We start from the raw sequence: 24621 nt of genomic DNA, 5'->3' as shown, positions 1-24621 counted from the left end.
AACGTTCTGCTTTTTTGTTGCTTGGCAATTTCTTTGGCGCCTTGCAAAAGAGGCCTTAATGCAGCTTCAGGTCGGTGTAGGTACTGCCAATCGGGATAATCTTATCCCTAACCCAAATCTGCCCTTTATCGAACTTCGTCACCTTGCTTCGCGCCACGATAAATGCACGGTGGCAGCGCACGAAAGCTGTCTTTGGCAAGAGCTCGGCCAGCTCGTTTAGCGTAATCCGGGAGCTGATCAGCTGCTCCTGCAATTGTATCTGCGTGTAATTTCCAGAGGCTTCGACGTAAAGGATATCGTCAAAAGCGATCTTGACATGCTCATAGCCGTCTTTCACAAAGAAGTAGTCTTTTTCGGAATTTGTTTTAGCGCTGCGCAGCAGGTAGAGCTCATTGGCCTTGTTGCATGCTTTCAGAAATCGCGGCATAGAAAAGGGCTTCAATAAATAGTCTATGGCGTCGAGCTCAAAGCTCTGCAGGGCATGTTCGGAATAGGCGGTGGTAAAAATAACCATGGGCACCGTTTGTAGGCTCTTTAACAGCTCCATACCGGAAATATCAGGCATTTTGATATCCAAAAAGATCAGATCTACCGGCTGGGCTTGTAGATAGTCGAGCGCCATGAACGCATCGGTAAAAGTTTCCTTAAGATCTACGAATGGTACTTTGGACGTGTGGTGTTCGATTACCTCCAGCGCCATCGGCTCATCATCTATTGCAATTGCTATCATACCCAATTTTATTTTTTCGCTCTGCTATTGTAAAATGTCTTGATGCTAGGAAAGGGGATATCTATAAGTCTCTTTTATCTACAACAAATATAATACTTTAGCCTTTCATCAAGGGTCTATTGTTTCCCTAGGATTTTAGAACTGGGATACCGCTCCAAAGCTGTGTTGTAACCAATCCCACTCGTTAGATATGGCTGTCGCTGCCATCCCCAGATATGATCTCTGCTACTTTTTCTAAACAAGCTGTCCATAGTACTATCCTTTGTCTTCCAGTTATGCTTTGCTTCCGTTTGGATGTCTTGCGCGGATTTGGTCGTAGAAGCAGCATGGCTTTCTTCTAGGGCTTCATCCAGCTGCACGGTAAACGACAGATCGATGCGCAAGATCTTGCCAAATGTGGCACAGATGCCATCTGCCGTGCGCCGACATTGTATCATGGGCGCAAGGCAATAGCAAAGTAGCACGACAAAACCTATAAGTCTGATCATCTCTTAAAGCGTTAGCGTGAGGTGTACAAAATATTCATGCACATTTTCACGAATGATGAGGTCGTGCCTATCCTTGTAGAGGAGCGACATCCGTTGTTTTACATTAGCCAAGCCTACACCGCTTCGATCGGCCTCGGGATCTTGTTCATTTTTCGGGTTGATGCTGTTGCATACATCAAAGTACAGCACGTTCTCCTGAATCTGCAGGCTGATCTTGATATACGATGGTCGTTGCAGGCTGATGCCATGCTTGAAGGCATTTTCGACAAATGGAATCAGCAGCATGGGCGCAATGTGCAGGCCTCTAAATTCTGCCTCGATTAAGGTTTCGATTTTGATGTCAGCAGAAGGGGAGGTGCGTAGCTTTTGCAGCGCAATATAATTGTTTAAGTAGTCGACTTCACGAATGAGTGGGATAGTATCCTGCAGGTTTTCATGCAGCATAAAGCGCATCATATCGCCCAGCTTTTGTATGCCTTCGCCTGTCCGTTCCGCTTGCTCCTGTAGCGCCGTACCGTAGAGCGTATTTAACGCATTGAACAAAAAATGCGGATTGATCTGCGACTTTAAGAAGTGCAGGTTGGCATCGGATTTTCCCAACTCCGTACGAAGCGTAGTGATCTCGGCACGGCTCTCCAATCGCTTTTTGTAAAGAAACCACGAAAGCGGTACGCTGATAAGCATCTGCGTAGGCATATGGAAAGCCAATAAAATAAAAGCAGCATCGATATTCCGCTGGAAAAAGAATACCGCTAGGACGCTCAAGGGTAGGGTCAGGATGATGCTGACGAGGAAAACCGTCCAAAAGAATGTGCTAAATTTTTTCTGTTTGCTATATAACTCAGGCAGCAGGTAATACAGCGAATAGATAACCAAGCCTATGGCAGCCAACATCACTAAGGTCCATAGCACGGTCAGTTGATAGCTGGAGCCGGTCCCGATCCAGAAAAGTACACCGGCAAACCAAAATCCAAGTCCTAAGGCGAGGTCCATCTTCAGTTGTTTCTGCATCGCGCTTTCGCCTTCCATACTATCGACAATGTAGATAATAAGTTGTTTCAAGCAGGTGTAGGCAGATAAGGCTAGAACCAGTAGAAAGGCTTTTGTAAAGGCATCAAAGAAAAAGCGGTTGTAGCCCTGTGTCAAGGTGTTATACTCCCGCAGTTCGTAGGTGTGGCTGTGGGTTCGGCTCACGCCGAATACAATCCCGGCAACCACCATCAGCATGATAATGAGAAAATACGATAGCAGCTCGTTTTTCTTATTGATGATGGAAGGGATTAGCCAAAAATTAAGACACAAGAAGCAGAGGTAGATCGTGCTGATGTTGAAGAGCCTCGGCAGAAAGAAGTTGAAGAAGTAGGAGTAGGTTATTTTAGAAACAATAAATTCGTAATGTTCGCCATTATCACTTCTTTTATTGGTGTCAAAGACCAGTACGAGTGCAACGATAAGCAGCAGCACACTGGCAATCCAAAATTCAATTCGTTTTAAATCCTTTAGTTTCATACGTCGTGGGTTTGATAATGCAATGTTAGTAGAAATGAAAAGACCGATGTGAAAAATGTGACGAAAGAGCCTAAAAAAGTGATGAACACCGCGGTTTTCATTTGCTGCATACGGCTTGTGACTACACGAATGTAAAAGTCCTTATTTTTTATGATTTTATCGAGATTTAATATTTTGGATTTTTGATAATTTTATACATATTTGCACTCCGCTAGTCAAATTCCCTTGGCTCTACATGCGGCTCAAAGCTGTTTTTAATAATGAAATACAGCTTAACAAAAGAATCTTTCGGGATGTAGCGTAGCCCGGTATCGCGCCAGCATGGGGTGCTGGAGGTCGTCGGTTCAAATCCGGCCATCCCGACAAAAAGCCGTTGTTTATCAGCGGCTTTTTTATTTTCACCATATTTCGTTCAAAAAACAGTAGTTCTAGCAACTTATCAGTCTTTATTTCCTGTGCTTTGGTTGATACGTATAATCTTATCAGATGATCGAATATCGTTTATTTTGAGGTCGAGTAATTCACCATAGCGGTGAAAAATATTGTAGGGAATTTTGTTTCGTTATTTGTGACAGGAATAGATATACATGTTTCGTAATCAGGTATGTATGGTTTATTACAAAATTTTAGACGTATTAAGTATATAGATGTGGATTTGCGAAATAGTTTGTATATTGATTTCGCAAATACAATTGTTAGGCGTCATTTTACGACAGCAAATCAACAGAAGAAAATAATATGAATTGGCTACAAAGATTTTTTGGGGACAAAAACAAAGTTAACGACCAAAACCAACTGACAAAGGTTGACTACGTTCAAATAACAAAAGATTGGAACGCTCATTCAGTTTCACCAGAAATCGAATTACAAGTAATCAATTCAAACCTCATAATGACCATCATTGTAAATGACTATGTTTTCGAAGGTTTTGACGAAGGAGATAAAGCAAGTATTTTATTTAAAAGTTGCTCAAAATATTCTCTTAACACTTGCAATGATGAAGGCTACTATTATGGACAATATAGAACCAATCCGAGTGAATTACCTTGGGGAGGTTTCTATGAAATTAAGAGTGGCTTAGATAGAGAGTTTCCCGAACCAATAGTTAATCTAACAATGGAAAATTCGAATAAAAGACATTTCATTTTTTTCTTCAAAGACGAAACTTTTGAATGTTTAGCAGACGACTATGAAATTGACTTTATAAGAAGAGCAGGTATAAAAACGAACGCCTAACAGTGGTTTGGCAAAAGGCGGGCTGACCGTCTCTGAATGAAACTAACTACTAAATTTGAACTTATCGGCTCCGAGTGAAGTGTAGTGCCAAAAATCCCGCCCTTCGCCAAGCCACAAACCGTTAGCACTAATGCTAAATCGACACCGAAAAGAATGAAGTTTACAAAATACATAGTCATACTGACCCTGTTTACTTTGATATCTTGCGTGACAAACAGACTAATTTTCCATGAGAAGCAGGCGAGTGAATTTGACAAACTTGACATACAAACGGTCGTTAAATTAGAAAGACAAAAACACTCGAAAGACATCACGCCTGAACGTTTGATTGGAATTGGAGAAGGAATTTATCCAAACATAAACAAATATGTTTTAGCCACACCTAAAACTTATGTAATCAACGAGACACCAAATTTCAGACTTGAAACGCAATATTTTTATGTTGCCACTAACAGTATGGTAAAAGTAATTCTTTACCAATGGGACTACTTGGAAAAAGAGAAATCTGATTTTATAGCAGAAAAAAAATATACTAAAAAGTTCAAAGTATTCCAAGCTAAGTTTGACGAACTAGTTACCCAATTGACTTCAGAATTTGGAGAGCCTGTTTCAACGAATATTAAACAAAGTAAAGTCAAGGACGAAACATTTAGGGATGACTTAAGATTTAAGAGAGCGGACGAAATGAATGCTTATTTATTTATGTTTGGGAACGACAACAGCGGTTTCAGACAAATTCGACTTGCAGTTTATAAAGACTGAAAAGTAGTGAAAACAAAAAGCTGGGTTGGTAACACGGGATGTGCGTTAGTGGGGAGACATTGCGAATGGAAACATTTGTACAATTAAAAACCTTGGTGCAGGTAGACAGTTTTCGGTTTCAAAAGCCCACCAACGCAAAGTCCGAAACCGTTGACATTAATTTTACAGAGATAGCAATAATGAACAATCCTGCTAGACGAAATAGAAACATAGGGACTGTTAAGCGAGGGTTTGGACAGAACAATAAATTGACTATTCCAGAACCTTGTGGAGTTTTGCAAAGTTTTTATGAAAGGCTTACTGACTACTATAAAATAAAATCCGTTATAAATGGACACGATTTTTTATTCGTAATAGAACAAACAAGAGCAGACTCTCAACATCCTTGTTCAGTTATTGACATTGAAACAATTATTGAACAAATTCCAAAAGAGGATTATGGTGAATTGAAACTTATAGTATTGCGACAACCAAAAAGAAAAGAAGAAATTTTATCACCAACCTGGGAAGACTAATTTACTCCTATGAATTTGAAAAAAGCTATTATCCTGCAATAATCTTAGACGCTGTCGATTTTAAGAGGAAATTCAAATGGAAGAATAATCTTTCTATTGACGACCAAAAAGAACTCGAAAGACTAATTGAAGATGGACATAAAATTGTGAATGATGGTAGACATTTTATCGCTGGGTACGAACTTGAAAATGTTAGAAATACTCAACTTTATAGGACGTTACCACACGAATTCGGACACTACGTTCAATATTTAGATTTTGTAGATCGACCATCAACACAGGACGAAGATTTTGAACTGTGGGAAGCAAGGCGAGACAAGTACTTTGAAATACCAAAATCAGAAAAGGAAAAATTTGCGCATAAATACGCAGACAACTTAAGAAACGAATTGGTGAGAAAAAAAATCATACCATTCAAACAGCAATAAAAAACTATTGACAAAATCGGTTTGGCTCAATGGCGCCTGATCTGGTTAATTGAACATTGTACCACACACCAACTTTTGTGTTGCGTTGATTTGTACTCCAAAACCGCCTCGGCGCAAACGCCAAAACGTTACCTGTGAGTATAGCTAACGGTACGACAACGACAAACGACAATGAAAAAGGGATTAATTTTACTTGGACTTTTAGGACTGATTGTTGTCGGTGGACTTTACGCTAAACGGAAGTTTTACGACCCGAAACACCGACTTGATAACGCAAAAACAGAAATCAGAAAACTTGCTGACACAAACGAAATAAAAGATGGAGACCTAATTTTTCAAACTTCACTTTCAGAGCAAAGCAAAGCAAAGCAATTCAACTTGCGACAAAGTCAAAATATTCGCATTGCGGAATAATATACAGCGAAAACGGACAATATTACGTTTTTGAAGCAGTTCAACCGGTTAAGACAACAACACTTGACCAATGGATCGCACGTGGCAAAGACGGACACTATGTAATTAAGCGACTAAAAAACGCTACTCAAATTTTGACACCTGAAACAATTCAAAAAATGAAACAAGAAGGCGAAAAGTTTAAAGGCAAAAATTATGATTTGACTTTTGAGTGGAGTGATGACAAAATTTATTGCTCTGAATTGATTTGGAAAATATACAAACGTGCAACAGGACTTGAAATTGGTAAACTTGAAAAACTTAGCGATTTTGACTTGACAAACGATGTTGTTAAACAAAAATTAAAAGAGCGTTATGATGATAAAATACCAATGGATGAAATTGTGATTTCACCAAAGGCAGTTTTTGAAAGTGAACTTCTGACAACAGTAAAGGAAAATTGATTTGAAAAAATTTCTCATATTACTTTTAATTCTAACTATTGCACCTATTATTGGTGGTCTTTATGGTATTCTTCACGACCAACTAACTTACACGATTTCGCCAGAGTATTACACGAAATTTAAGTTCTATCAATTTGGACTAATGGACGACGTAGGAAATGCAGCAATCATTCCGAATCCGAGAATTGGAGTATCTGCTGTTGGTTTTATGGCGACCTGGTGGATGGGGATTCCGATCGGGCTAATCCTAGGTCTTGTTGGTTTAGTTCATAAAAGCAGCAAACAAATGTTTCGTGCAGCAATCGGTTCAATTATCGTGACGGTTATTGTTGCTTTTGTAACAGGACTTCTCGGACTTGCATACGGTAAACTATATCTTGCTAACACAGGAGTAAGTTGGTGGTTGCCTGATAACTTGATAGACACAAAGAATTTTATCGCTGTTGGTTCCATGCACAACTTCAGTTATTTGGGCGGGCTAACAGGAGTAATTGCAGGAACAATTTATAGCGTTAGACAAAAACGTAAATTTGAAAATGAAAACAACAATTGACGAGAATGCCAGCAGGTAAGATTGTATTGGCTATGTGCGGGTCGAAAAGTTTCGTGTCAAATTCAGTATCAAATTCCGCTTATTGCCGATACGCGACCGGTTGTATGACATTTTAAAAATCGACATCACGAATGAAAACGCTATACAAGCTATTAGGACTTGCTATTATTGATTTTGGCCTGATTTGGCTATGGGTGTATCAAATGGATCCAGACCCAAGTGGGTCAATAGCAATTATTCTTTTAGTACCATTTGTTTTTATACTCAATCTTATAATTGCCGGGATATTTTTTTTGGCGAAAAAGAAAGAGTATTCAAGAGTATTTCTTATAAACTCTGTAATAGCATCATTTGTAATGTTTTACTTATTCGGGGACGGAATAGACAGATACCAAGAAAGAAGACTGGAAGGATGGACATTTCAGAAAGCGGACACTACTTTTTCGCTGATAAGATGGAAAGAAACAAACGAGTTTAGTATGACCTACAGCTTGGATCCAGGTTCTTCCTGGGGTTTCTTGGACGGAATTTGTGAGAATGAACAAGGAAAATGGATTTTAAAAACGGATTCTATAAAAATGAAAATAGACCATGACAACTTGATTGGTTTTAGAAATCTGACTGACACAATTAAAATGAGCAAAGTAGAAAGATAAAAAACGCCACATAACACGGGGGCTTCAGGCGGGCTGACTGCAAACTGGAAGCTCTTTGCTTCTAATAAACTTTAGTGATAAATTGAAGTTTGGTGCTCCGAAATTCCCCACTGCGGCAAGGCTCGAAATGTTAACGGTAATTTCATGAAGACAATAAAGCGAAAGCAAGAAATAGAGAAAAATGAGAAGCTTTGGAAGGGGCTTTACGCCGGAACATTTTTTATCGGAATTGTATTATTAGTATTTGAAATTGCTATTTATAGGAAAACAATCATGGACATTTATATTCCAATTTCAATTATTTTGGTTGTTAGCTTGTTGACATTCTATTTCAATAGAAACCACTATAAAAAGACATATTTTTTGACGGGAAACTTTTTTCCAGTAATATAGAATGTGTTTTCTTGGGGTTTTATTTGTTGCTATATTTTTATGGCGACCAATTATTATTTTGCAGACAAAATAATGACTGAATATCGATTTCTGATAAAGGAAAAAAGTTCAATGCCTAGTCTAAAATATCATCGCAATGAGCGAGAATCTTTAGTGAGAATAGACTACTTTAGCATAAAAAAGGAATTGGAGTTTAGTTATGCCGATACCGATGAAATTAATAAAGCGGATAGCATAAAAGTAACTGTGAGAAAAGGCGGACTTGGCTTTGACGTACTTGAAGATTATAATGTGTTAAAATGAATGTAGGAAAAACTACTGCTAACAAGAGTTTACCGAAAGCGGGGCCTAAGTAATTCTTTTGAACTTATTACTATATTTGAACTGAGGTATTTCCTTTGAGCTTGAGTTCTAAAGATCCGGCCTTCGGCAATACCCGAAACTTTACCAATGATGCTATGACGGATCATAAAGCAGAAAATATAGACAGTGAAGATGCAGATGATTTACTCGTGAAAATTGAGAAATCATTTGACATCAAGTTTGGGGATACTGAACTAATGCACATCAAGACATTAGGAGAACTTTGCGATCATATCATAAACAAAATTCAGCTTGACAATTTTGACGACTGTACTACACAACAAGCTTTTTACAAACTGCGTGTCGCAATTACCTCGCTATTTAAAATTGACAATAAAGTTATAACGACAGATTTTCCGCTTAACAATTTTTTACCCCGACAAAGGAGAAGGGAAATGATAAGTGACTTAGAAAATTATTTAGACGTTGACCTAGACATCTTAAGACCTCCACATTGGGTGACAAACACGCTTTTAACTTTGTTGTTCGTATCAATCGTTGGACTGTTTTTTAAATGGCAATATGGTTTGGGGGGACTCTGTATTTCGTTTGTAGGACTCTGGTTTTCAAATAAAATGGGTAACGAACTTGACCTACAGACGGTTGGACAAATTGCTGAAAAAATGACAAGAGAAAGCTATCTGAAATCAAGACGAAATCCTAAGTCGGTGAACAAAAATGAAATTGAAAAATTATTGACTGAATGGTTTATTAACGACTTGGGGTTAGATAAAAGTAAATTAACAAGAGAAGCAGAGTTCGTATGACGGGAGAAGGAAACACTACTGGAAACAGGCGTTTGCCTCAATGGCAGGAGACCTGGTTAATCGAACATTGTACCGCACATCAACTTTTAAGCTCCGAAAACCGTGCGAACGCAAATTCCGAGACCGTTATATGCCACTTTATGACGACATCACACAAATAATAGACAGAGAAAATGGATGTAGCTTTACCACTTTTAGCACTTTCATTATTTATAATGATTTTTGGCTTCAAAAAGCTAAAGACAATTATGCAATCAAGATCATGGTTATACCGTGGTTTCATCCTTCTTTTTATTTTTTTATTCCTTTTCGGTGCCAATGAATTTTTAAGACGAAAAATAGGAGGTTTTGCAGGAAGTTATCCATTCGTCGAATATTGGGACATTCAAGCAAGCGAAAAAGAAGTAATTGATGCAATCACGGAATTAAATAAATTAAATCCGAACTTTCAGCCTCCAAAAAATGTTGAATTTATTTCAAAACGTGACACTGGTTACATTTGGACATCACATCAAATGGAGGAATATTTAGAAAAACTGAAGATGGATTCCTTGACACCTTTACCCAAAAAAAATTATAACAACTATTACCACGATTACTGGCTTCATGTAAACTTATATTATCCTGACACAAAAGAAATTGTCCATACATGGACAAGACCCGATTCTAATCCATCCGTTACCACATTTGCCTTCGTCAGTTTAAGCAGTTTGGACAATCCAAATGAGTATCGTTTAATAAATCGGGACTTTTGGTATATCGCAAACAAGAGACAAATCAATAAATTCAAACGGGCTTTTGTAGATAAAATACAAGAACAAATTGAGAGGAAAAGAAGAAGCAGCCCATAACACGCGGTTTGCGTCAGTCGGGGCTGACCTGCAAGCTTGGAGCTTTGTGCTTCGATTGCCCGACCATCACAAAGCCCCCAAAACGTTAGCAACCATATTAAAACGACCCTATAAGAATCAAAGTGATGACAGAAAAACGATACGAAATATTAAACGCTTTGCCGACTTATGGACCAATGTATGTTTCTGTAACCGACAATGGAGAACCCTTTTATTCGGAAGGGTTTCCTGTTCGCTTTTACAAGACCGACGGTACGGAATGGATAGCAAATTTTCAACCGGGTTGGACAGATTTAAAAGAAATCATAGCATTTGAAAATACTCGAAACTTGCTAGTTGTTGCTTGTGGAACTTGTTACTTAATGAACCCAAACGACACAACAGCTATTGAAGTTTTTGGCGTTGGATATTCAGGCATTTTTAAAGCAAGTAAGGACAGACTTGTTTTACAAGACCAAACCGACTTGACAATTATTGAACCAGACGGAACACATTGGGAAACAGAAAGAATTTCGTGGGATGGATTGGCTGAAATTAGTGTTGAAAATAGTTTTGTGACGGGAGTTGCATTTAGTCCTATGCACCATTCGGACGAATGGGTTGAGTTTAAATATGACCTTGACACAAAAACTTTGACAGGAGGAAGTTACTATTCATTTGAGAACAAAAAACCTTGGTGGAAAGTATGGTGACAGAAAAGTTTGCTTGTCCTTGTTGTGGTTACAAGACATTTAGAGAACAACCAAATGGAACATATGACATTTGCGAAGTTTGTTTTTGGGAATACGCCCCAATTCAACTTGACGATCCGAACTATGAAGATGGAGCAAACCAAGTTTCGCTAAGACAAGGACAAAAGAACTTTGTTAAATTTGGTGCTTGTGAAAAAGAGATGATTAAAAACGTAAGACAACCAACAAAAGACGAACAACGAGAAACAAATTGGAAACCATTAGAATAACAATAAAAACGGCGCATAAAATCGTATTGACGATAGGTGGGCTGAACGTCTCCGAATGAAACTAGTTACTAAATTTGAACTTATCCGCTCCGAGTGAAGTGTGACGCTAGAAAACCCGCCTTCGGCAATACCCAAAACCTTATGTGTAATTATAACAGCAGAAAATGACAGCGTGGAAACCTATTTCAGAAAGTGAACTTTACGACCAAATCCAAAAGACAGAAATCGACTTAAACGGAGAGCTTTGGAATTTTTGGCAATTAATTAAAATAGCCCCAGCAAAGTGGACAGAAAAAGAATATGGTGATGATGGTGGTGGATTTTGGGTTGTCGCAATTTGTGGAATGAAAGTTATTTGGTTTAATGATATTGAAGACGGTTTCAATATTTCAGACTACAAAACATATGGAGAAATCGAAGGTTATTATTGCAATCAAGACGAACTAAGCTGGAGTGTAATGCGACTATTTGACTTGGTAAAGTTTGGAGGAGACATTACTGGGCAAGCTGGGCCGCCAGAAAACTTGACATGAAAAATAACTGCCCATAACACGCGGTTTGCGTCAGTCCGGGGAGGCCTGCAAGCTTGAAGCTCTTTGCTTCTAGAGAATTTTAGTAATAAATTTAAACTTTGTGCTTCGAAATCCGCCCGAACGCAAAGCCGCAAAACGTTAGCGGAAATGCTTTTATGACTATGCTAAAAAAAATAGACCGACAAGAATGCTTAGATAAGTTTTCAACTTTTCCATTGCGTGAGTACGACAAAAAGAAAGATGAAGAAGTTTTTTATTACCCAAATATTAATTCGTTGTATTGGTTGAAACTTCAAGCAGACACAGAAATTCAATTGAAAAAGAAAATTGCTGCAGAACTTGTTTCTTTATATAGAGAATTGGGAATTGATAGGCTCACGTTTCTATGTGACTTTAACTCAACTTGGATTACAAAAAACTCGAAAAACAGAACTGACTACAAACAGCTTATTAATGCTGTTAAATATCTGCGTGACAACAAAGTTACCTTGAAATTTAATGGAGGCATAACTGTTGATATTGCACATTTGAAAGAATTTCTTGAACATTTCATTATTTTGACAAGATGTGACGCGTCGTTTTCGTATTATCATTTTATCAACGACGATGAAGACTTGATTGGATATATACATTATGATGGAGAAGTAAGATTTGATACTTTAAACAACAAGGCAAATGACCGATTTTTGAAAGCGATAAAAAAGACAACTTTTGAAGACACAGGAAGAGAAAACTTAAAAAGAAGCCGATACTAGATGCAATAATTGGGAGGGGACGTGAATTTAATTGCTTCAATTTACGATGAATTGGTACGAGACATAGGGATTTGTTTCCACTTTTGGAATAGAATAACTTTAAATTCCAATATTATTATGATAATATTGGAATGTAATCCATAAATATTATAACTTTACAGGGATGAAATCCGAAATCATGATCTATCGTACAATACAGGAACGAATGCAAAGCCGCCTTTTTAAAGGGAAAGCACTGATTATTTTCGGCCCCAGACAATCCGGAAAATCGACTCTTGTTGAACATATCCTACACGATAAAGATCATTTATATCTTAATGGCGATGATTCGGATGTACGCGAGATATTGACCAACACAACAGCAACCAAACTTAAAATAGAGATTGGTTCCAAGAAAATTGTGTTTATTGATGAAGCGCAGCGCATACCGAATATTGGTTTGACCCTGAAATTATTTACAGACCAAATAAAATCGGTGCAGGTCATTGCAACGGGGTCATCTGCTTTTGAGTTATCCAGCCAAATCAACGAACCCCTGACAGGACGAAAATATGAATTTATGCTTTACCCACTTAGTTTCGGTGAGATGGTTCAGCATCATGGTTTGATAGAGGAAAGACGATTAATCGAACATCGCCTTGTCTACGGCTATTATCCAGAAATCGTATCCAAAGTCGGCGAAGAAATCGAACTGCTTAAATTATTAGCGAATAGCTATCTCTATAAAGATTTGTTGATGTTAGAACAGATCAAAAAGCCTTTAATTCTCTCCAAACTGCTCAAAGCATTGGCGTTGCAATTAGGCAGTGAAGTCAATTACAATGAAATTGCACAAATCGTGGGAAGCGATTATAAAACGGTCGATAAATATATCGACTTGCTTGAAAAAACATTTGTCGTTTTTCGCCTTCCGGCATTTAGCCGAAACGTACGCAATGAAATAAAAAAAGGCAAAAAGGTTTATTTTTATGATTGCGGTATTCGGAATGCCATTATCGGTGACTTTAAAGCTCTTGGCGTAAGAACTGATGCTGGTGCATTGTGGGAAAATTTTGTCGTCGCAGAACGGTTAAAGTATAGAGCCTATCAAAATATCGACGCGGAACAATTTTTTTGGCGCACAACACAACAACAGGAAATCGACTTCATTGAAGAAACCAATGACAGTCTTCATGCTTATGAATTTAAGTGGTCACCAACAGCAAAGGCAAGGTTTCCTTCTACTTTTGCAACACATTATCCTCATGCAGAATTTAAAATTATATCACCGAAAAACATTGATGACTTTCTATTGTGATATAAAGAGGTGTGAAATCAAAATGATTAGAAATATAAAATCCAGTTTATATTCATAAATAAACGAGAGAGACTGTAAAACAAACTGTGTCGCCGGCGCTCCGAAAACGATACCCATATGTACAACAAAAGCCCATCTTTCGATGAGCTTTTTTTCCGTACCTAGGGCGGGAATCGAACCCGCACTCCTTTAACAGGAACAGGATTTTAAGTCCTGCGTGTCTACCAGTTCCACCACCTAGGCAACTGAGCGAAAGACGAGATTCGAACTCGCGACCCCAACCTTGGCAAGGTTGTGCTCTACCAACTGAGCTACTTTCGCTTGCGATGATGCAAATATAGAGAGAAAACTTTATTCTAAAAATTATTTGCTTGTTTTTTGGATGCCTCCAGCCTAACATTCTAGGAATGTGCGTAATATTTTTTTGACCATTTGCCGGAATAATTGTCTTTTCGTTCAAATGGTTCAATATTTGCTTATTTTTGCCGTAAATCAATAGTTGTTATGAAGTGTCTTTATTCGATCTTTTTTTCTATAGCCCTGTCGCTAGGCGTTTTTACGCATAGCTACGCCGATACATACCCCGAGGTAATCTTTGATAATAGCCTGATGAAAGGGGTGTATGCAAAAAGTAAAGTCGAGTATCAGGGGCAGTCGTGGGTAGAAAATCTAAACAGCCATCTGCTGGTGTCCGATACACTTTTCTTTACACCGGGCAATGCGCTGTCTCTACAATATAAGTCTGCACAGGAAGGCAACTGGCATGTGGACCTACAGTATAGCCGGCAGAAGTTGAATTACCATGTCAACTCGTCCGACTTTTTGGTCTTCCAGCTCTTTGTGAAATCCGAGAATACCCAAGAGCAGGATCTTCCGCGTATCGGTATCCGGCAGCGGAAGAACGAATCGGACTTTTTGGATCTGAAACCCTATATCGAAGATTTTGGTTACAATATGTGGATGCGCGTGAAGATTCCCATGTCCAAATTCAACAATCTGATGGGCAAGGAGCCGATTACTGCGGTGCGTTTGATGCAGAGCGTTGCCTCCAATGAAACGCATCAGCTATTTATCGATCAGGTAGAATTCCTACCGAAGAATGTGTCGCAGGTGAAGCTTTCATCACCCGCCATCCTTTCCACAGCTGTAGCCTACGATAAGCAGGTGCACCTGCAGTGGCAACTACCACTGACCCCTTCCATTCGTTATATCAAGATCTACCGATCGGAAGATGGAAAGAACTTTACGCCGGTAGGCATCCGCCCAATATCCATGCAAGGTTGTTTGGATTACGTACCTGATCTAAACAAAACCTACTTTTACAAGATCGCGTGGATCGATTATAACTATGTGGAATCACCTTTTTCGCAGATCAAGGAAGTAAAGACGAAGCGACTGAGCGAGAGCGAGCTGCTGGATCTCGTGCAGGGGGCACATGTGAATTATTTCACCGAAAACTTCGATATCAACAGCGGTTTGTATTTGCCATTCGGCATGAAAGATCGTGCCTTGGTATCCGTGAAGGAAAGCGGCAATGCCGTGTTGAGTTTAATTGTGGGTGTGGAGAAAGGGCGAATCAATCGGCAGGTGGCTGTCGGCCGGATAGCCCGCATGTTGAACTTCCTCGAAAAGGGGCAGAACCGCTTTGGCATCTTTCCCGCTTACTTCGATGGCAGAACAGGCTTGCCTGATTACCGCGATGGTGAACCCAGTTACGATGTACTATCTACATCGTCTATGGTCGAAGCGCTTTTGGTGGCACGACAGTATTTCAAGAATGAAGGGGAAAACGAAAAAGACCTTCGTGCCAAAATAACCAAACTGTATGAGGCCATCCAATGGGACCAACTGTTGGCGGATGGCTATGCCGATGTGTTGTTGGAGAAAGTGTCGGGATTGGATGCGAGCAAGCAATATCCAACCTTGGGCGGTATCAATGAATCCATCAATGCCTACCTTTTGGCGATGAGCTCACCCAGCCATGCCATACCGCTTTCCGCTTATGAGAACGGCGTGAAGAATATAGATATTCGCTATGCTTCGGCCTATAATAAAATGGATAGTTTGGCGAAGGACACCCTGTCGTTGGTGATGGAGACCTTCCGCTTGGCTTTCAATCCTTTTGGAAATGATTTTGAAGGTGTGGCCGAAAGGGTATCGGTATTGCAGGATACCAATATGTATGGAGAGCATCTTATTTTTGGGAATGCTAAGGGGAGCTTGTTGGATTTCTACAAGCCCTTCTTTACCATCAACCCAACGATGTTGCCCGACCGCGAGATCAACTTTGAAGAGGCGATCCGTGCTTACATTAAAGTGCGCAAGCGTCGCGACAATGAGATCGGTGTGGGCTCCACCAACTCCGATATTTGGGGCTTCTACCAACTGGCCGACAGTGTGGGCAGCTACCGTATCAATCCGGCCATTGCGCCAGCATCCATGTTTTTGCTGCCCAATGAAGGCCGCAAATCGGTACTTGCGCTGTACGACAATTATGGAGAGAACTTCTTTACGGAGTATGGCTTCCGCGCTTGGCTAGACCTGCGCGATAGCGATGTATCCGACGAATATTTCGCCACCAATCAAGCGGCTGTTGCCGTCGGCATCGAGAACGCCCGTTCCGGATTGATCTGGAAACTCTACGGAGAGATTCCGGAAATAAAAAGCTTGCTGGAGAAATTAAAGGCGCAAAACTAAAAAACAAATTGAAGTAGAGGCTAAGACCCGCAATTTTATTATATTTACGAACAATTAAAGGGAATTTCATGAAACATATTACCACTGCTGCACTGCTACTTGCCATCACATTAGGCGTTACCTCTTGTAAACAACGCGCGATCATGGTCAATCCAGGAGCTGTTGTAACCAAGGATGGGACAGACGACGGATTAAAAAATGTAAAAAGTGAATTTGACGATGCTTCTCGTACAGATGAAGGAATCAAGTTTACTTTATCTTCCGATTTATTATTTCCAACAAACTCGTCTTATCTAACAGAAAAAGCAAAGGTGGAATTAAGTAAACTTTCCAAATTACTGAATCAAGATAAAACAAAGAAAATTCGTGTCGATGGACATACCGATTCGACTGGTGAGGCAAACTACAACCAATGGCTTTCTGAAAAGCGTGCAGCTTCAGTAAAGAAGTTTCTAGAAGATGCAGGGGTTAGCGCTGCGCGCATCACAACCAAAGGGCTTGGACAAACAAAGCCAGTATCCGACAATAAGACGCCTGAAGGGCGCCAAAAAAATAGACGCGTAGAAGTTGTGATCTTGAACTAAAAGATCAGAACCAATACCAAAAACCGTCATCCACAGCATGATCATTCATGCCTAGGATGACGGTTTTTTTATTCCCAAAATTACCCGATCCATGTATGCTGCTTATAGGCAGCTTCCCAAAACAGAAATTCCAATCGTGAGGCTGTTATAAAGGCGGTCAACATGTGATCTTGTACGGCTGCACTGCTCTGCTCGGCGATTTGGTCGACATAGGCCTTTGCCAATGTTACGCTTGCTGCAAAATCTTCTCCGCTGTAGGTGTCTATCCAAGCAGCATAGGGGTTTCCCGATCCCGACTGTGTTGCGTACAGTTTATCGCCCACCACTTGATAGATCCAAAAGCAGGGCAGCACGGCTGCCATGGCTACCTCCAAAGGTTCGAAGGCCGCGGTGCTTTTCAGAAAATGAATGTAATGGTGACATATCGGCTCGATCTGTATCGCTGTATCTTTTGCTATACCAAATTGCGTGAAGTAATTTTCGTGAAGCGCCTTCTCCACAATCAACGCATTTTTACCAAAGTCGAAGAAATCGAGGGCCTGCTCGTTTGCCGCACATTTACTACCGATGTAGGCGAGCACACGACCGAAATGTTCCAGGTATTTCGCATCCTGCAACATGTAAAATTGGAACTTCTCGATCGGTAGGCTGCCATCTCGCAACTCTTCTACAAAGGGCATCTGAAAGATGCTGTCAACAAGAGAATCGATAGCTTCCCAGGCTTTATCTGTTCATTTCATAGCTTATTAATTTTTGAGGGTTATGGAAATGATTCAACGGTCCGTTTCCTTGACCAATCTGCAGATCCTTGCTGGCTAAGATGGCGGCATGCACATAATCTAAGCTTAAGGGAACGGCCTCTTCGAGGGATTTCCCTTGTGCACGAAAGCTCGCTAGGGCAGAGGATAGCGTGCAGCCCGATCCATGCGTGTTCTTGCTCGCTATTCGTGCCGACTGGTAGCTGCGTACATCGGCCTCCTGTTGCAGCAATAGCGTGGTCAGGATATCCCTGTCTAGATGTCCACCTTTCACCAACACCGCCTTGCAGCCCATCGCTAGCAGCTTCTTGCCGGCTTCTTCCATCGCTGTTGGGGTATCTACCTTTTCATCTACCAATACAGAAACCTCATCCAAGTTGGGCGTAATTAAGCTGGCTAGTGGGAAGAGTTCTGTAATGCAGGCTTGTATGGTATCCTGCTGGATCAGTTGATGACCCGAGGTAGATACCATAACGGGATCAAATATGATGCTGCCGCGGTAATCCCGAAGAAAATCCGATATCACGCGGACCAACGCCACGCTGTGCACCATGCCAATCTTGATGCTATCGGGGTAGATATCGTCGAAGATGGCGGCTAATTGATCGCGGACGGCCGCTGTCGGGATATCGTAAATCTGTCGCACGCCCTGCGTGTTTTGTACAGGTAATGCCGTAAGCACATTCATGGCGTAGCAGCCTAAAGCAGATATGGTTTTGGTGTCGGCCTGTATGCCGGCGCCGCCGCTTCCGTCAAATCCGGCAATGCTGAGTACCGTTGGTACCCTATATGTTATGGAGTCTTTCATCGTTTATGAATCGCTAATTCCCTGATGCAGGGATGGGATGGTTTATCATGTTCTGTGGAATGTCTGTCGTTGCTTTTCTATGCTGAAGGGCTTGTCATAAGAGTTGACTTTTTAACCGTTCGCTGGCCCGTCGCGGATCTGCCGCTGCACAAATGGCAGATACCACCGCAATGCTGTCGGCACCTGCCGCGATTGCTTCGGCCGCGGTGTCGGTATTCATCTGCCCGATGGCAATCAGCGGTTTTTCGGTCTGCGCGCGCAAGGAGCGAAGGCCTTCATATCCCCATTCGGTAATGGTATCCATTTTGGTTGCTGTGGCAAATATCGGGCTCACGCCCAGATGCTGCACGGCAGACATCTCGGCGCTATGAAGCTGTGTCAGCGTCTCGATCGACCAACCTATGCGCAGTCGGTCTCCATATTGATCGACAATCTGTGATGGTGGCGCATCTGTTTGGCCCACATGCACGCCCCAAGCATCCACATCGATGGCAATATCGACGGCATCGTTGATAATCAGTGGTATGCCGTATTTGTCGGTCAGCTGTTTCAATGCCCAAGCCTTTCGGAATAAATCTTTCTTAAGCAGATCTTTCTCCCGCAACTGTATGATGTCTACTCCGCCTTGTATGGCTTGCTCGGCCACCCACAGCCAAGGGCGACCCGCACAGTCCTTTTCCGAAATCACGAGGTACAGCGGATAAGGGAAGGCGGGGTTAATACGCATACGCTTTGACCTTCAGGTGGATGTTGATCTCCTCTTCGCTTAAGTTGTAAAGCGTATCGTAAAGGTTGAGCTGTAAAGATCCCGGACCACTGGACTGTCTGGCAGCCAGTTCGCCGGCTAGGCTACAGATACTGACGCCCGCCAAGGCCTCTAGGAAGGGATCTTCGCGCTGGGCAATAAAGGCTGCGATTATGGCCGAGGCGGTGCAGCCTAGACCGGTCACCTTGGTCATCATCACGGATCCGTTGTGTACGGTGGCGCTCTGCTGCTCACCAATAATGTAGTCTACCTCGCCCGAGATGCATACCTGCGCGCCGTAGGCTTCCTGCAGTTGGCGTCCGAAAGTAGCAGCATCTGCACTATCTGCGGTGCTATCTACCCCTTTGCCACCGGCAGAAGCAAAATTGGATAACGCGATAATTTCCGACGCATTGCCGCGGATGACGGTCGGCCGGTAACGCAGCAATTCCTGGAGTACCTCATTTCGAAATGCAGAAATGCCCGCACCGACGGGATCCAATATCCAAGGGCAACCGATGCGGTTTGCTTCCTCGGCCGCAGCACACATAGACAAGGCCCATTCTTCACTCAATGTGCCAATATTGATCAACAAGGCATTGCTGATATTGACCACTTCTTTGACCTCATGCGGACTATGCACCATCACGGGCGATGCGCCCAGCGCCAACAGCGCATTAGCGGTGTTGTTCATCACCACGAAGTTGGTAATGTTATGAACGAGCGGAGCCTGCGCGCGTAGCTGTTGTAATCGTTGAATAATTTGTTGTTCCATGACGGTAAAGCTTAATTATGCTAAATTCATGGCTTTAGAAGGGAGAAAGAGGCGGAAATGGAATGTGTACAACGCGTGCACACAACTGCTTTTCCCTACGCCGGTATCAACCGTATCAGGTTCAAAGGGACTGTCTCAATTCTTTTCAGAATACCCCTAAAGCCAATCAAATTTAACGATTTTTAATGGGAACTACAAGTGTGTCCCTGTGCTTAGTGCGCGCAGCAACGCTTGCTGTAAGAATTGTTTTTTTGCTACACCTGTTGCAATATATCGGTACTAGCCGTGATATAATAGTTTTTATAGCGAATGATATCCCTGGAGTTACTGATGTACTTTACTGTCGAATGTTTGAAGATATAAGCTGTCGCACGCTGCTCCATGGCGCGTAAGAAAAATTCAAAATCCCCATACAAACGTTTGCGTTCTTCGCGGGGGAATTTACTGTTTTTGACAATCCCTAAAAACTGTTCATTATCGATCTTAAACGTAACACTATTGGCGTTTTCTTTGCTGAAGTAAAGAAGTGGTGAAGAAAGATCATCCATGAATAGGGCAAAGCCAACTTCATCGTGATCCAATTTGACGACGAAAGCATGGAAATGTACCGTTCCAATTTTTTGATTGTCGATGGCGATTAGTTTCGTAAACATAGTGAAGCTAATAAGGTCTTTTAAATATAAGCATTTTTGATAAAAAAATCGAATTTCTAGGGTTTAAGTTCAAAATAACGGACGATGCGTGGGTTTAAGGCTTTATTCTGCATGTTTTAATAATGTAGTTTTTGAATTTCCCAAGTGAGCGTATCCATAATTAACCATTGGTTGTGCAGGCAAGGTAGGCCTAGTATCACCTTCAAGGTTTCCTGTGCCATCATCAGGGCCAGAATGCCGGGCGTACTTGCCAGCACACCATTGAGGTCGCAGCTTGGCACGTCGTCGGGGTGCGGCGGATCTGGAAATATGGCGCGTAGATCTTTCGACCCACGGTGGTTGAACAGTGCCAGCTGTATCTCGTAGTTGAGCACACTGCCGTAAACCAGCGTTTTTCCTTGCCGCTGGCAGGCATCGTTAACGATATAACGGGTGTCGAAATTGTCGCAGCCATCGATAATGATATCGTAGTCTTGAACTAAGCTATCGATGTTGTCCGCATTTACTTTTTCTTGTAATGGTAAAAACGTGATGTCAGAGTTGAGCTGCTGGATCTGCTTCTGCAGGCTGTATACCTTGGGCATGCCGATGGTTTTCTCGGTATGCGCTATCTGCCGATGCAGGTTGTGGATCTCCACGCGATCAAAATCTATGCAGGCTAGGGTGCCCACACCAGCGCCGGCAAGGTAGAGGCATATCGGGCTACCAAGGCCACCTGCCCCAACGACGAGCACCTTTGCCTGCCGGATGCTTACTTGCCCTGCCAAGCCAATTCCCGACAGGGAGATATGTTTTTTATAACGAATAATTTGTTCTTTACTGAGCTGCATAGTATTCATATTCCGGTGAATTCGGGCTGCCAGTCTTTCCATACCGGCTGATAGCCCATTTTTCTAATTTGTTCGACCACCATCTCCACAGGGCGGTCATCGCTTATTTCAAATTGTTCTAGCGAGCTTGGTTCCACCACATAGCCGCCGGGGTTGGTTTTGGAGCCTGCGCTCATGGAGGTAATGCCCAATGGAATAAGGTGGTTCCGAAAAATCTCATGCTCACGGGTGGATAGCGATATTTCCAGATCAGGGTTCCACAGTCGGTAGGCACAGATCAACTGCAGCAAGTCCGCATCATCCATGATGAAATTTGGGCCTTCTACGCCTTCGGCGGGGCGTAGCCGCGGAAAGGATACGGCATATTTGGTCTTCCAATAGCGGCGTTGTAGGTAGTCTATATGCAGGGCATTGAAAAAGCTGTCTACCCGCCAGTCTTCCAAGCCCAAGAGCACACCAAGGCCAATCTTGTGCATACCTGCCTGCCCGATGCGGTCGGGGGTGTCTAGCCGGTAGTGGAAGTTGGATTTCTTACCTTTCGGATGGTAGTTTTTGTAAACCTCTTGATGATAGGTTTCCTGATACACGAGCACGGCGTTTACATTCGCCCGGTGCAGGGCGAGGTAGTCTTCCCGCTCCAAGGGCTGCACCTCGATGGATACTTGCGGAAAGAGCTTGCCCAGCTGTTGGATGGCGTTGAGGAAATAGGCGGTGTTTACCGTATGGTTGGCTTCGCCAGATACCAGCAACACATGCTGGAAACCCATATCGCGCAGCGCCAGTCCCTCTAGCTTGATCTCGGCATCCGACAGGGTGCGGCGCCTGATCTTGTTATCCATACTGAAGCCACAATAGGTGCATATGTTATGGCATTCGTTGCTGAGGTAAAGCGGCGCATACATTTGTATGTTTTTGCCAAAACGTTGCATGGTCAGCTGTTGCGATTGTTGCGCCATTTCCTCGAGGAAAGGCTTGGCCGCTGGCGATAGCAAGGCCATAAAGTCGTCTAGATCACGTTGACTCTTGCTTAGCGCACGTTGCACATCTTTGCTGTTGCTTTGCGCTATTCGACTTTTCACGTCTTCCCACTGGTATTGGTCGAAGACCTCCTTAAATGAATTAGGCATGCGGGTAGGATGTGTTTAGAAAGTTGGTCAATGGACTGCTTGCAGACGCCTGCGCGCTACCTTGGCGTAGCTTGGCTTGATAGGCCAAGCGTCCGGCGTGGACGGCGAGCGCAAATGCTTCGGCTACCATGGCAGGATCATGGGCGGTAGCGATGGCGGTATTCACCAGTACGGCGTCGGCCCCTATTTCCATAGCCTTGGCGGCGTCGGATGGCGCGCCAATACCGGCATCGACGATAACAGGGACGGCACTCTGTGCGATGATGATTTCGAGGAAGTCCACGGTCTTTAAGCCTTGGTTACTCCCTATGGGCGAGCCTAAGGGCATGACGGCGGCGGTGCCGACATCTTCCAATCTTTTGCATAACACGGGGTCTGCATGGATATAGGGCAATACCACGAATCCTGCTTTGGCTAGGGCTTCGCAGGCATGCAGCGTTTCGATGGGGTCGGGGAGCAGGTATTTCGGATCGGGATGTATTTCCAGCTTGATAAAGTTGGTTTCCATCGCCTCGCGCGCAAGCTCGGCTGCCAATACCGCCTCTTTTGCTGTGCGTGCTCCAGAGGTATTGGGCAAGAGTTGTATACGCTGTTGGGGGATGTGTGCCAAGAGCTCGTCGGTGTTGGTCTCTAAGTCGATGCGCTTCAAGGCTACCGTCACCATTTCGGTTTTGGAAGCATGAATAGCGGATTCCATCAGCGCCGCTGATCCAAATTTTCCAGTACCCAGAAATAATCTCGAGTCGAAAGTTCTATCCGCGATGGTCAATTTCGTGTTCATATAATAAGGTGTTTAGCTGTTTAACATGTTGTTTGTTTTCAAAATGATCCTGCATATGCTTGGAGAGGGCTACACCATAGAGGCCAAGCTGTCGGAGGGCTTTGATGTCGCTGTCCTTGATGCCGCCGATGGCGAAGACCGGCGGCAATGATGAGGCATCGACATGCGTCATGATGGATCGATAGCCCTCCAAACCCAGTATCGGGCTGAGCTTCTCTTTGCTATCGGTGTGGCGCAGCGGCCCCAGACCGATGTAGTCGCAGCCCTCCTGTATGCGCTGCTGCACATCGCTCGCGCTGTTCGCTGTGCCGCCGATAATTTTTTGAGGGCCTAAAAGCGCTCTAGCCTCGGCCAAGGGCATATCCGTTAACCCGAGGTGAAGGCCATCTACGCCGACTTCCAATGCCAAGTGGGCATAGTCGTTGACGATCAAGGTAAAGGTATATGTTTGCTTCAGCGCAACGATGTTATGGATAAGCCTGCGGAGGCTGTCCTCGTCGGCGTTTTTCATTCGTATCTGTATCCAAGAAACGCCTTGATCAAGCGCAGACACAATGTGCTGTTGCTGTTCTTCGGTTGTTTTACCGGATGATATATATTGTAAACGGCTGTAATGCATATTAAAAAGTAAGGTGATTGTTTGTCCATTGCTGATAGCATAGCTTGGCTTCCAGAAGCGGATCTGCAGCTTCCCAAAGGGCGCCACAGAGCGCAAAGTCGTCAAAATCATGTTGCCTCATATGGGCTATTCGCGCTGCATTTAGTCCGCCGAGGGCAATGGCTTTGCTTATCCGGTTTTGTCGTCCCGAAGGAGATACCTGCTGTTCGATCCCATATCCCTTTTTGGAGATACTGGGAAATACCGGGCTGATGAAGGCCATTTCAAAGGAGGAGGGAAGCTCATTGAATTCCCCCCAACTATGCGTCGAGCTGCTTGCATACAAACGTAGCTCCTGCGCCGATAGGCTGTTTCTGCGTGTAGCAGAAAGATGCAGGCGCGGCAGCCCATGGTCCATAGACAGTGTGGGGTATTGATGGGCAACGAGTGATTGCCGTTCGTCTATTGAAAAAGCAGTTAGATACTGTGCATACTGTGCTTCGCTTAGATCGGGCTTGCGGACATGCACATACACACCCGGCCAAGCGATCAACTTTTTCAACAGGGCTATTTCTTCCTTTGTGGTATTTCCCAGCGTGATGATGTGCATA

30 protein-coding genes, 3 tRNA genes and 1 riboswitch are annotated in these 24621 nt (G+C 42.8%); of the genes, 18 read left to right on the top strand and 15 right to left on the bottom strand.

Annotated elements, in window-relative coordinates:
• Positions 1 to 55 precede the first annotated feature (55 nt).
• The 3 genes from SCB77_RS02455 to SCB77_RS02445 form a co-directional block, all read right to left on the bottom strand.
• Complete coding sequence (locus tag SCB77_RS02455) at positions 56 to 730, bottom strand: LytR/AlgR family response regulator transcription factor (protein WP_320184840.1); 675 nt, start codon at positions 728 to 730, stop codon at positions 56 to 58.
• Positions 731 to 846: 116 nt separating this feature from the next.
• Positions 847 to 1218 (bottom strand): hypothetical protein, encoded by a 372-nt coding sequence (locus SCB77_RS02450; RefSeq protein WP_320184839.1) that lies wholly within the window; start codon positions 1216 to 1218, stop codon positions 847 to 849.
• Between the two features lie 3 nt (positions 1219 to 1221).
• The gene (locus SCB77_RS02445; protein ID WP_320184838.1) at positions 1222 to 2727 is read right to left on the bottom strand and encodes a sensor histidine kinase; all 1506 of its coding nucleotides are present in this window, start codon (positions 2725 to 2727) and stop codon (positions 1222 to 1224) included.
• A 289-nt stretch (positions 2728 to 3016) separates the two neighbouring features.
• Here SCB77_RS02445 and SCB77_RS02440 point away from each other — a divergent pair.
• From SCB77_RS02440 to SCB77_RS02365, 16 genes are all read left to right on the top strand, one after another.
• Positions 3017 to 3090, top strand: a tRNA-Pro gene (locus SCB77_RS02440).
• Positions 3091 to 3465: 375 nt separating this feature from the next.
• Positions 3466 to 3963: a hypothetical protein gene (locus SCB77_RS02435; protein WP_320184837.1), complete on the top strand. Its 498-nt coding sequence runs from the start codon at positions 3466 to 3468 to the stop codon at positions 3961 to 3963.
• A 153-nt stretch (positions 3964 to 4116) separates the two neighbouring features.
• Positions 4117 to 4725, top strand: coding sequence for a hypothetical protein (locus tag SCB77_RS02430; RefSeq protein WP_320184836.1), 609 nt, complete (start codon positions 4117 to 4119; stop codon positions 4723 to 4725).
• Between the two features lie 65 nt (positions 4726 to 4790).
• Positions 4791 to 5240: a hypothetical protein gene (locus tag SCB77_RS02425; protein ID WP_320184835.1), complete on the top strand. Its 450-nt coding sequence runs from the start codon at positions 4791 to 4793 to the stop codon at positions 5238 to 5240.
• A gap of 599 nt (positions 5241 to 5839) precedes the next feature.
• A complete protein-coding gene (locus SCB77_RS02420; RefSeq protein WP_320184834.1) occupies positions 5840 to 6082 on the top strand; it encodes a hypothetical protein in 243 nt (80 codons plus the stop codon).
• Complete coding sequence (locus SCB77_RS02415) at positions 6040 to 6525, top strand: YiiX family permuted papain-like enzyme (protein WP_320186604.1); 486 nt, start codon at positions 6040 to 6042, stop codon at positions 6523 to 6525. Before SCB77_RS02420 ends, SCB77_RS02415 begins: the two co-directional genes overlap by 43 nt.
• Position 6526: 1 nt before the next feature.
• Positions 6527 to 7078 (top strand): hypothetical protein, encoded by a 552-nt coding sequence (locus SCB77_RS02410; RefSeq protein WP_320184833.1) that lies wholly within the window; start codon positions 6527 to 6529, stop codon positions 7076 to 7078.
• Positions 7079 to 7209: 131 nt separating this feature from the next.
• Positions 7210 to 7734 (top strand): hypothetical protein, encoded by a 525-nt coding sequence (locus SCB77_RS02405; RefSeq protein WP_320184832.1) that lies wholly within the window; start codon positions 7210 to 7212, stop codon positions 7732 to 7734.
• A 432-nt stretch (positions 7735 to 8166) separates the two neighbouring features.
• Positions 8167 to 8430 carry a hypothetical protein gene (locus tag SCB77_RS02400; protein WP_320184831.1) on the top strand — a complete coding sequence of 88 codons (264 nt, stop codon included), beginning with the start codon at positions 8167 to 8169 and terminating at the stop codon, positions 8428 to 8430.
• A 155-nt stretch (positions 8431 to 8585) separates the two neighbouring features.
• Positions 8586 to 9257: an acyl carrier protein gene (locus SCB77_RS02395; protein WP_320184830.1), complete on the top strand. Its 672-nt coding sequence runs from the start codon at positions 8586 to 8588 to the stop codon at positions 9255 to 9257.
• Positions 9258 to 9430: 173 nt separating this feature from the next.
• Positions 9431 to 10108 (top strand): hypothetical protein, encoded by a 678-nt coding sequence (locus SCB77_RS02390; protein ID WP_320184829.1) that lies wholly within the window; start codon positions 9431 to 9433, stop codon positions 10106 to 10108.
• A gap of 125 nt (positions 10109 to 10233) precedes the next feature.
• Complete coding sequence (locus SCB77_RS02385; protein ID WP_320184828.1) at positions 10234 to 10800, top strand: hypothetical protein; 567 nt, start codon at positions 10234 to 10236, stop codon at positions 10798 to 10800.
• Complete coding sequence (locus tag SCB77_RS02380) at positions 10794 to 11069, top strand: CPCC family cysteine-rich protein (RefSeq protein WP_320184827.1); 276 nt, start codon at positions 10794 to 10796, stop codon at positions 11067 to 11069. Before SCB77_RS02385 ends, SCB77_RS02380 begins: the two co-directional genes overlap by 7 nt.
• Before the next feature lie 164 nt (positions 11070 to 11233).
• Entirely contained in the window at positions 11234 to 11602 is a 369-nt protein-coding gene (locus SCB77_RS02375; protein WP_320184826.1) for a hypothetical protein, read from the top strand.
• 155 nt (positions 11603 to 11757) lie between these two features.
• A complete protein-coding gene (locus SCB77_RS02370; RefSeq protein WP_320184825.1) occupies positions 11758 to 12357 on the top strand; it encodes a hypothetical protein in 600 nt (199 codons plus the stop codon).
• A gap of 163 nt (positions 12358 to 12520) precedes the next feature.
• Positions 12521 to 13654: an ATP-binding protein gene (locus SCB77_RS02365; protein ID WP_320184824.1), complete on the top strand. Its 1134-nt coding sequence runs from the start codon at positions 12521 to 12523 to the stop codon at positions 13652 to 13654.
• 158 nt (positions 13655 to 13812) lie between these two features.
• Here SCB77_RS02365 and SCB77_RS02360 read toward each other — a convergent pair.
• A tRNA-Leu gene (locus tag SCB77_RS02360) sits at positions 13813 to 13897 on the bottom strand.
• Between the two features lie 5 nt (positions 13898 to 13902).
• A tRNA-Gly gene (locus tag SCB77_RS02355) sits at positions 13903 to 13975 on the bottom strand.
• 183 nt (positions 13976 to 14158) lie between these two features.
• On the opposite strand from SCB77_RS02355, the gene SCB77_RS02350 reads away from it, so the two are divergent.
• A complete protein-coding gene (locus tag SCB77_RS02350) occupies positions 14159 to 16351 on the top strand; it encodes a glucoamylase family protein (protein ID WP_320184823.1) in 2193 nt (730 codons plus the stop codon).
• A 68-nt stretch (positions 16352 to 16419) separates the two neighbouring features.
• Entirely contained in the window at positions 16420 to 16935 is a 516-nt protein-coding gene (locus SCB77_RS02345; protein ID WP_320184822.1) for an OmpA family protein, read from the top strand.
• 80 nt (positions 16936 to 17015) lie between these two features.
• Here SCB77_RS02345 and tenA read toward each other — a convergent pair whose 3' ends face one another.
• From tenA to SCB77_RS02295, 10 genes are all read right to left on the bottom strand, one after another.
• The gene (gene tenA, locus SCB77_RS02340; protein WP_320186603.1) at positions 17016 to 17645 is read right to left on the bottom strand and encodes a thiaminase II; all 630 of its coding nucleotides are present in this window, start codon (positions 17643 to 17645) and stop codon (positions 17016 to 17018) included.
• Between the two features lie 13 nt (positions 17646 to 17658).
• Positions 17659 to 18501, bottom strand: a complete 843-nt coding sequence (gene thiD, locus SCB77_RS02335) for a bifunctional hydroxymethylpyrimidine kinase/phosphomethylpyrimidine kinase (RefSeq protein WP_320184821.1) — start codon at positions 18499 to 18501, stop codon at positions 17659 to 17661.
• Positions 18502 to 18595: 94 nt separating this feature from the next.
• Positions 18596 to 19228, bottom strand: a complete 633-nt coding sequence (thiE, locus tag SCB77_RS02330) for a thiamine phosphate synthase (protein ID WP_320184820.1) — start codon at positions 19226 to 19228, stop codon at positions 18596 to 18598.
• Positions 19218 to 20021, bottom strand: coding sequence for a hydroxyethylthiazole kinase (gene thiM, locus SCB77_RS02325; RefSeq protein ID WP_320184819.1), 804 nt, complete (start codon positions 20019 to 20021; stop codon positions 19218 to 19220). The genes thiE (SCB77_RS02330) and thiM overlap by 11 nt, the downstream gene beginning before the upstream one ends.
• Positions 20022 to 20096: 75 nt before the next feature.
• Positions 20097 to 20189, bottom strand: a riboswitch (TPP riboswitch).
• Between the two features lie 86 nt (positions 20190 to 20275).
• Positions 20276 to 20674: a hypothetical protein gene (locus SCB77_RS02320; RefSeq protein WP_320184818.1), complete on the bottom strand. Its 399-nt coding sequence runs from the start codon at positions 20672 to 20674 to the stop codon at positions 20276 to 20278.
• Positions 20675 to 20790: 116 nt separating this feature from the next.
• Positions 20791 to 21513 carry a HesA/MoeB/ThiF family protein gene (locus SCB77_RS02315; RefSeq protein WP_320184817.1) on the bottom strand — a complete coding sequence of 241 codons (723 nt, stop codon included), beginning with the start codon at positions 21511 to 21513 and terminating at the stop codon, positions 20791 to 20793.
• Positions 21510 to 22631, bottom strand: a complete 1122-nt coding sequence (thiH, locus tag SCB77_RS02310) for a 2-iminoacetate synthase ThiH (protein WP_320184816.1) — start codon at positions 22629 to 22631, stop codon at positions 21510 to 21512. Before thiH ends, SCB77_RS02315 begins: the two co-directional genes overlap by 4 nt.
• Positions 22624 to 23412: a thiazole synthase gene (locus tag SCB77_RS02305; protein WP_320184815.1), complete on the bottom strand. Its 789-nt coding sequence runs from the start codon at positions 23410 to 23412 to the stop codon at positions 22624 to 22626. The genes thiH and SCB77_RS02305 overlap by 8 nt, the downstream gene beginning before the upstream one ends.
• Positions 23384 to 24142: a thiamine phosphate synthase gene (thiE, locus tag SCB77_RS02300; protein ID WP_320184814.1), complete on the bottom strand. Its 759-nt coding sequence runs from the start codon at positions 24140 to 24142 to the stop codon at positions 23384 to 23386. The genes SCB77_RS02305 and thiE (SCB77_RS02300) overlap by 29 nt, the downstream gene beginning before the upstream one ends.
• A complete protein-coding gene (locus tag SCB77_RS02295) occupies positions 24033 to 24620 on the bottom strand; it encodes a thiamine phosphate synthase (RefSeq protein ID WP_320184813.1) in 588 nt (195 codons plus the stop codon). The genes thiE (SCB77_RS02300) and SCB77_RS02295 overlap by 110 nt, the downstream gene beginning before the upstream one ends.
• Position 24621: the final 1 nt, after the last annotated feature.

Origin of the sequence: Sphingobacterium bambusae, assembly GCF_033955345.1 — a bacterium.
In the GTDB taxonomy this organism is placed as follows: Bacteria; Bacteroidota; Bacteroidia; order Sphingobacteriales; family Sphingobacteriaceae; genus Sphingobacterium; species Sphingobacterium bambusae.
The sequence above is the reverse complement of the archived record's forward strand: the minus strand, read 5'-3'. Positions and strand labels throughout refer to the sequence as shown.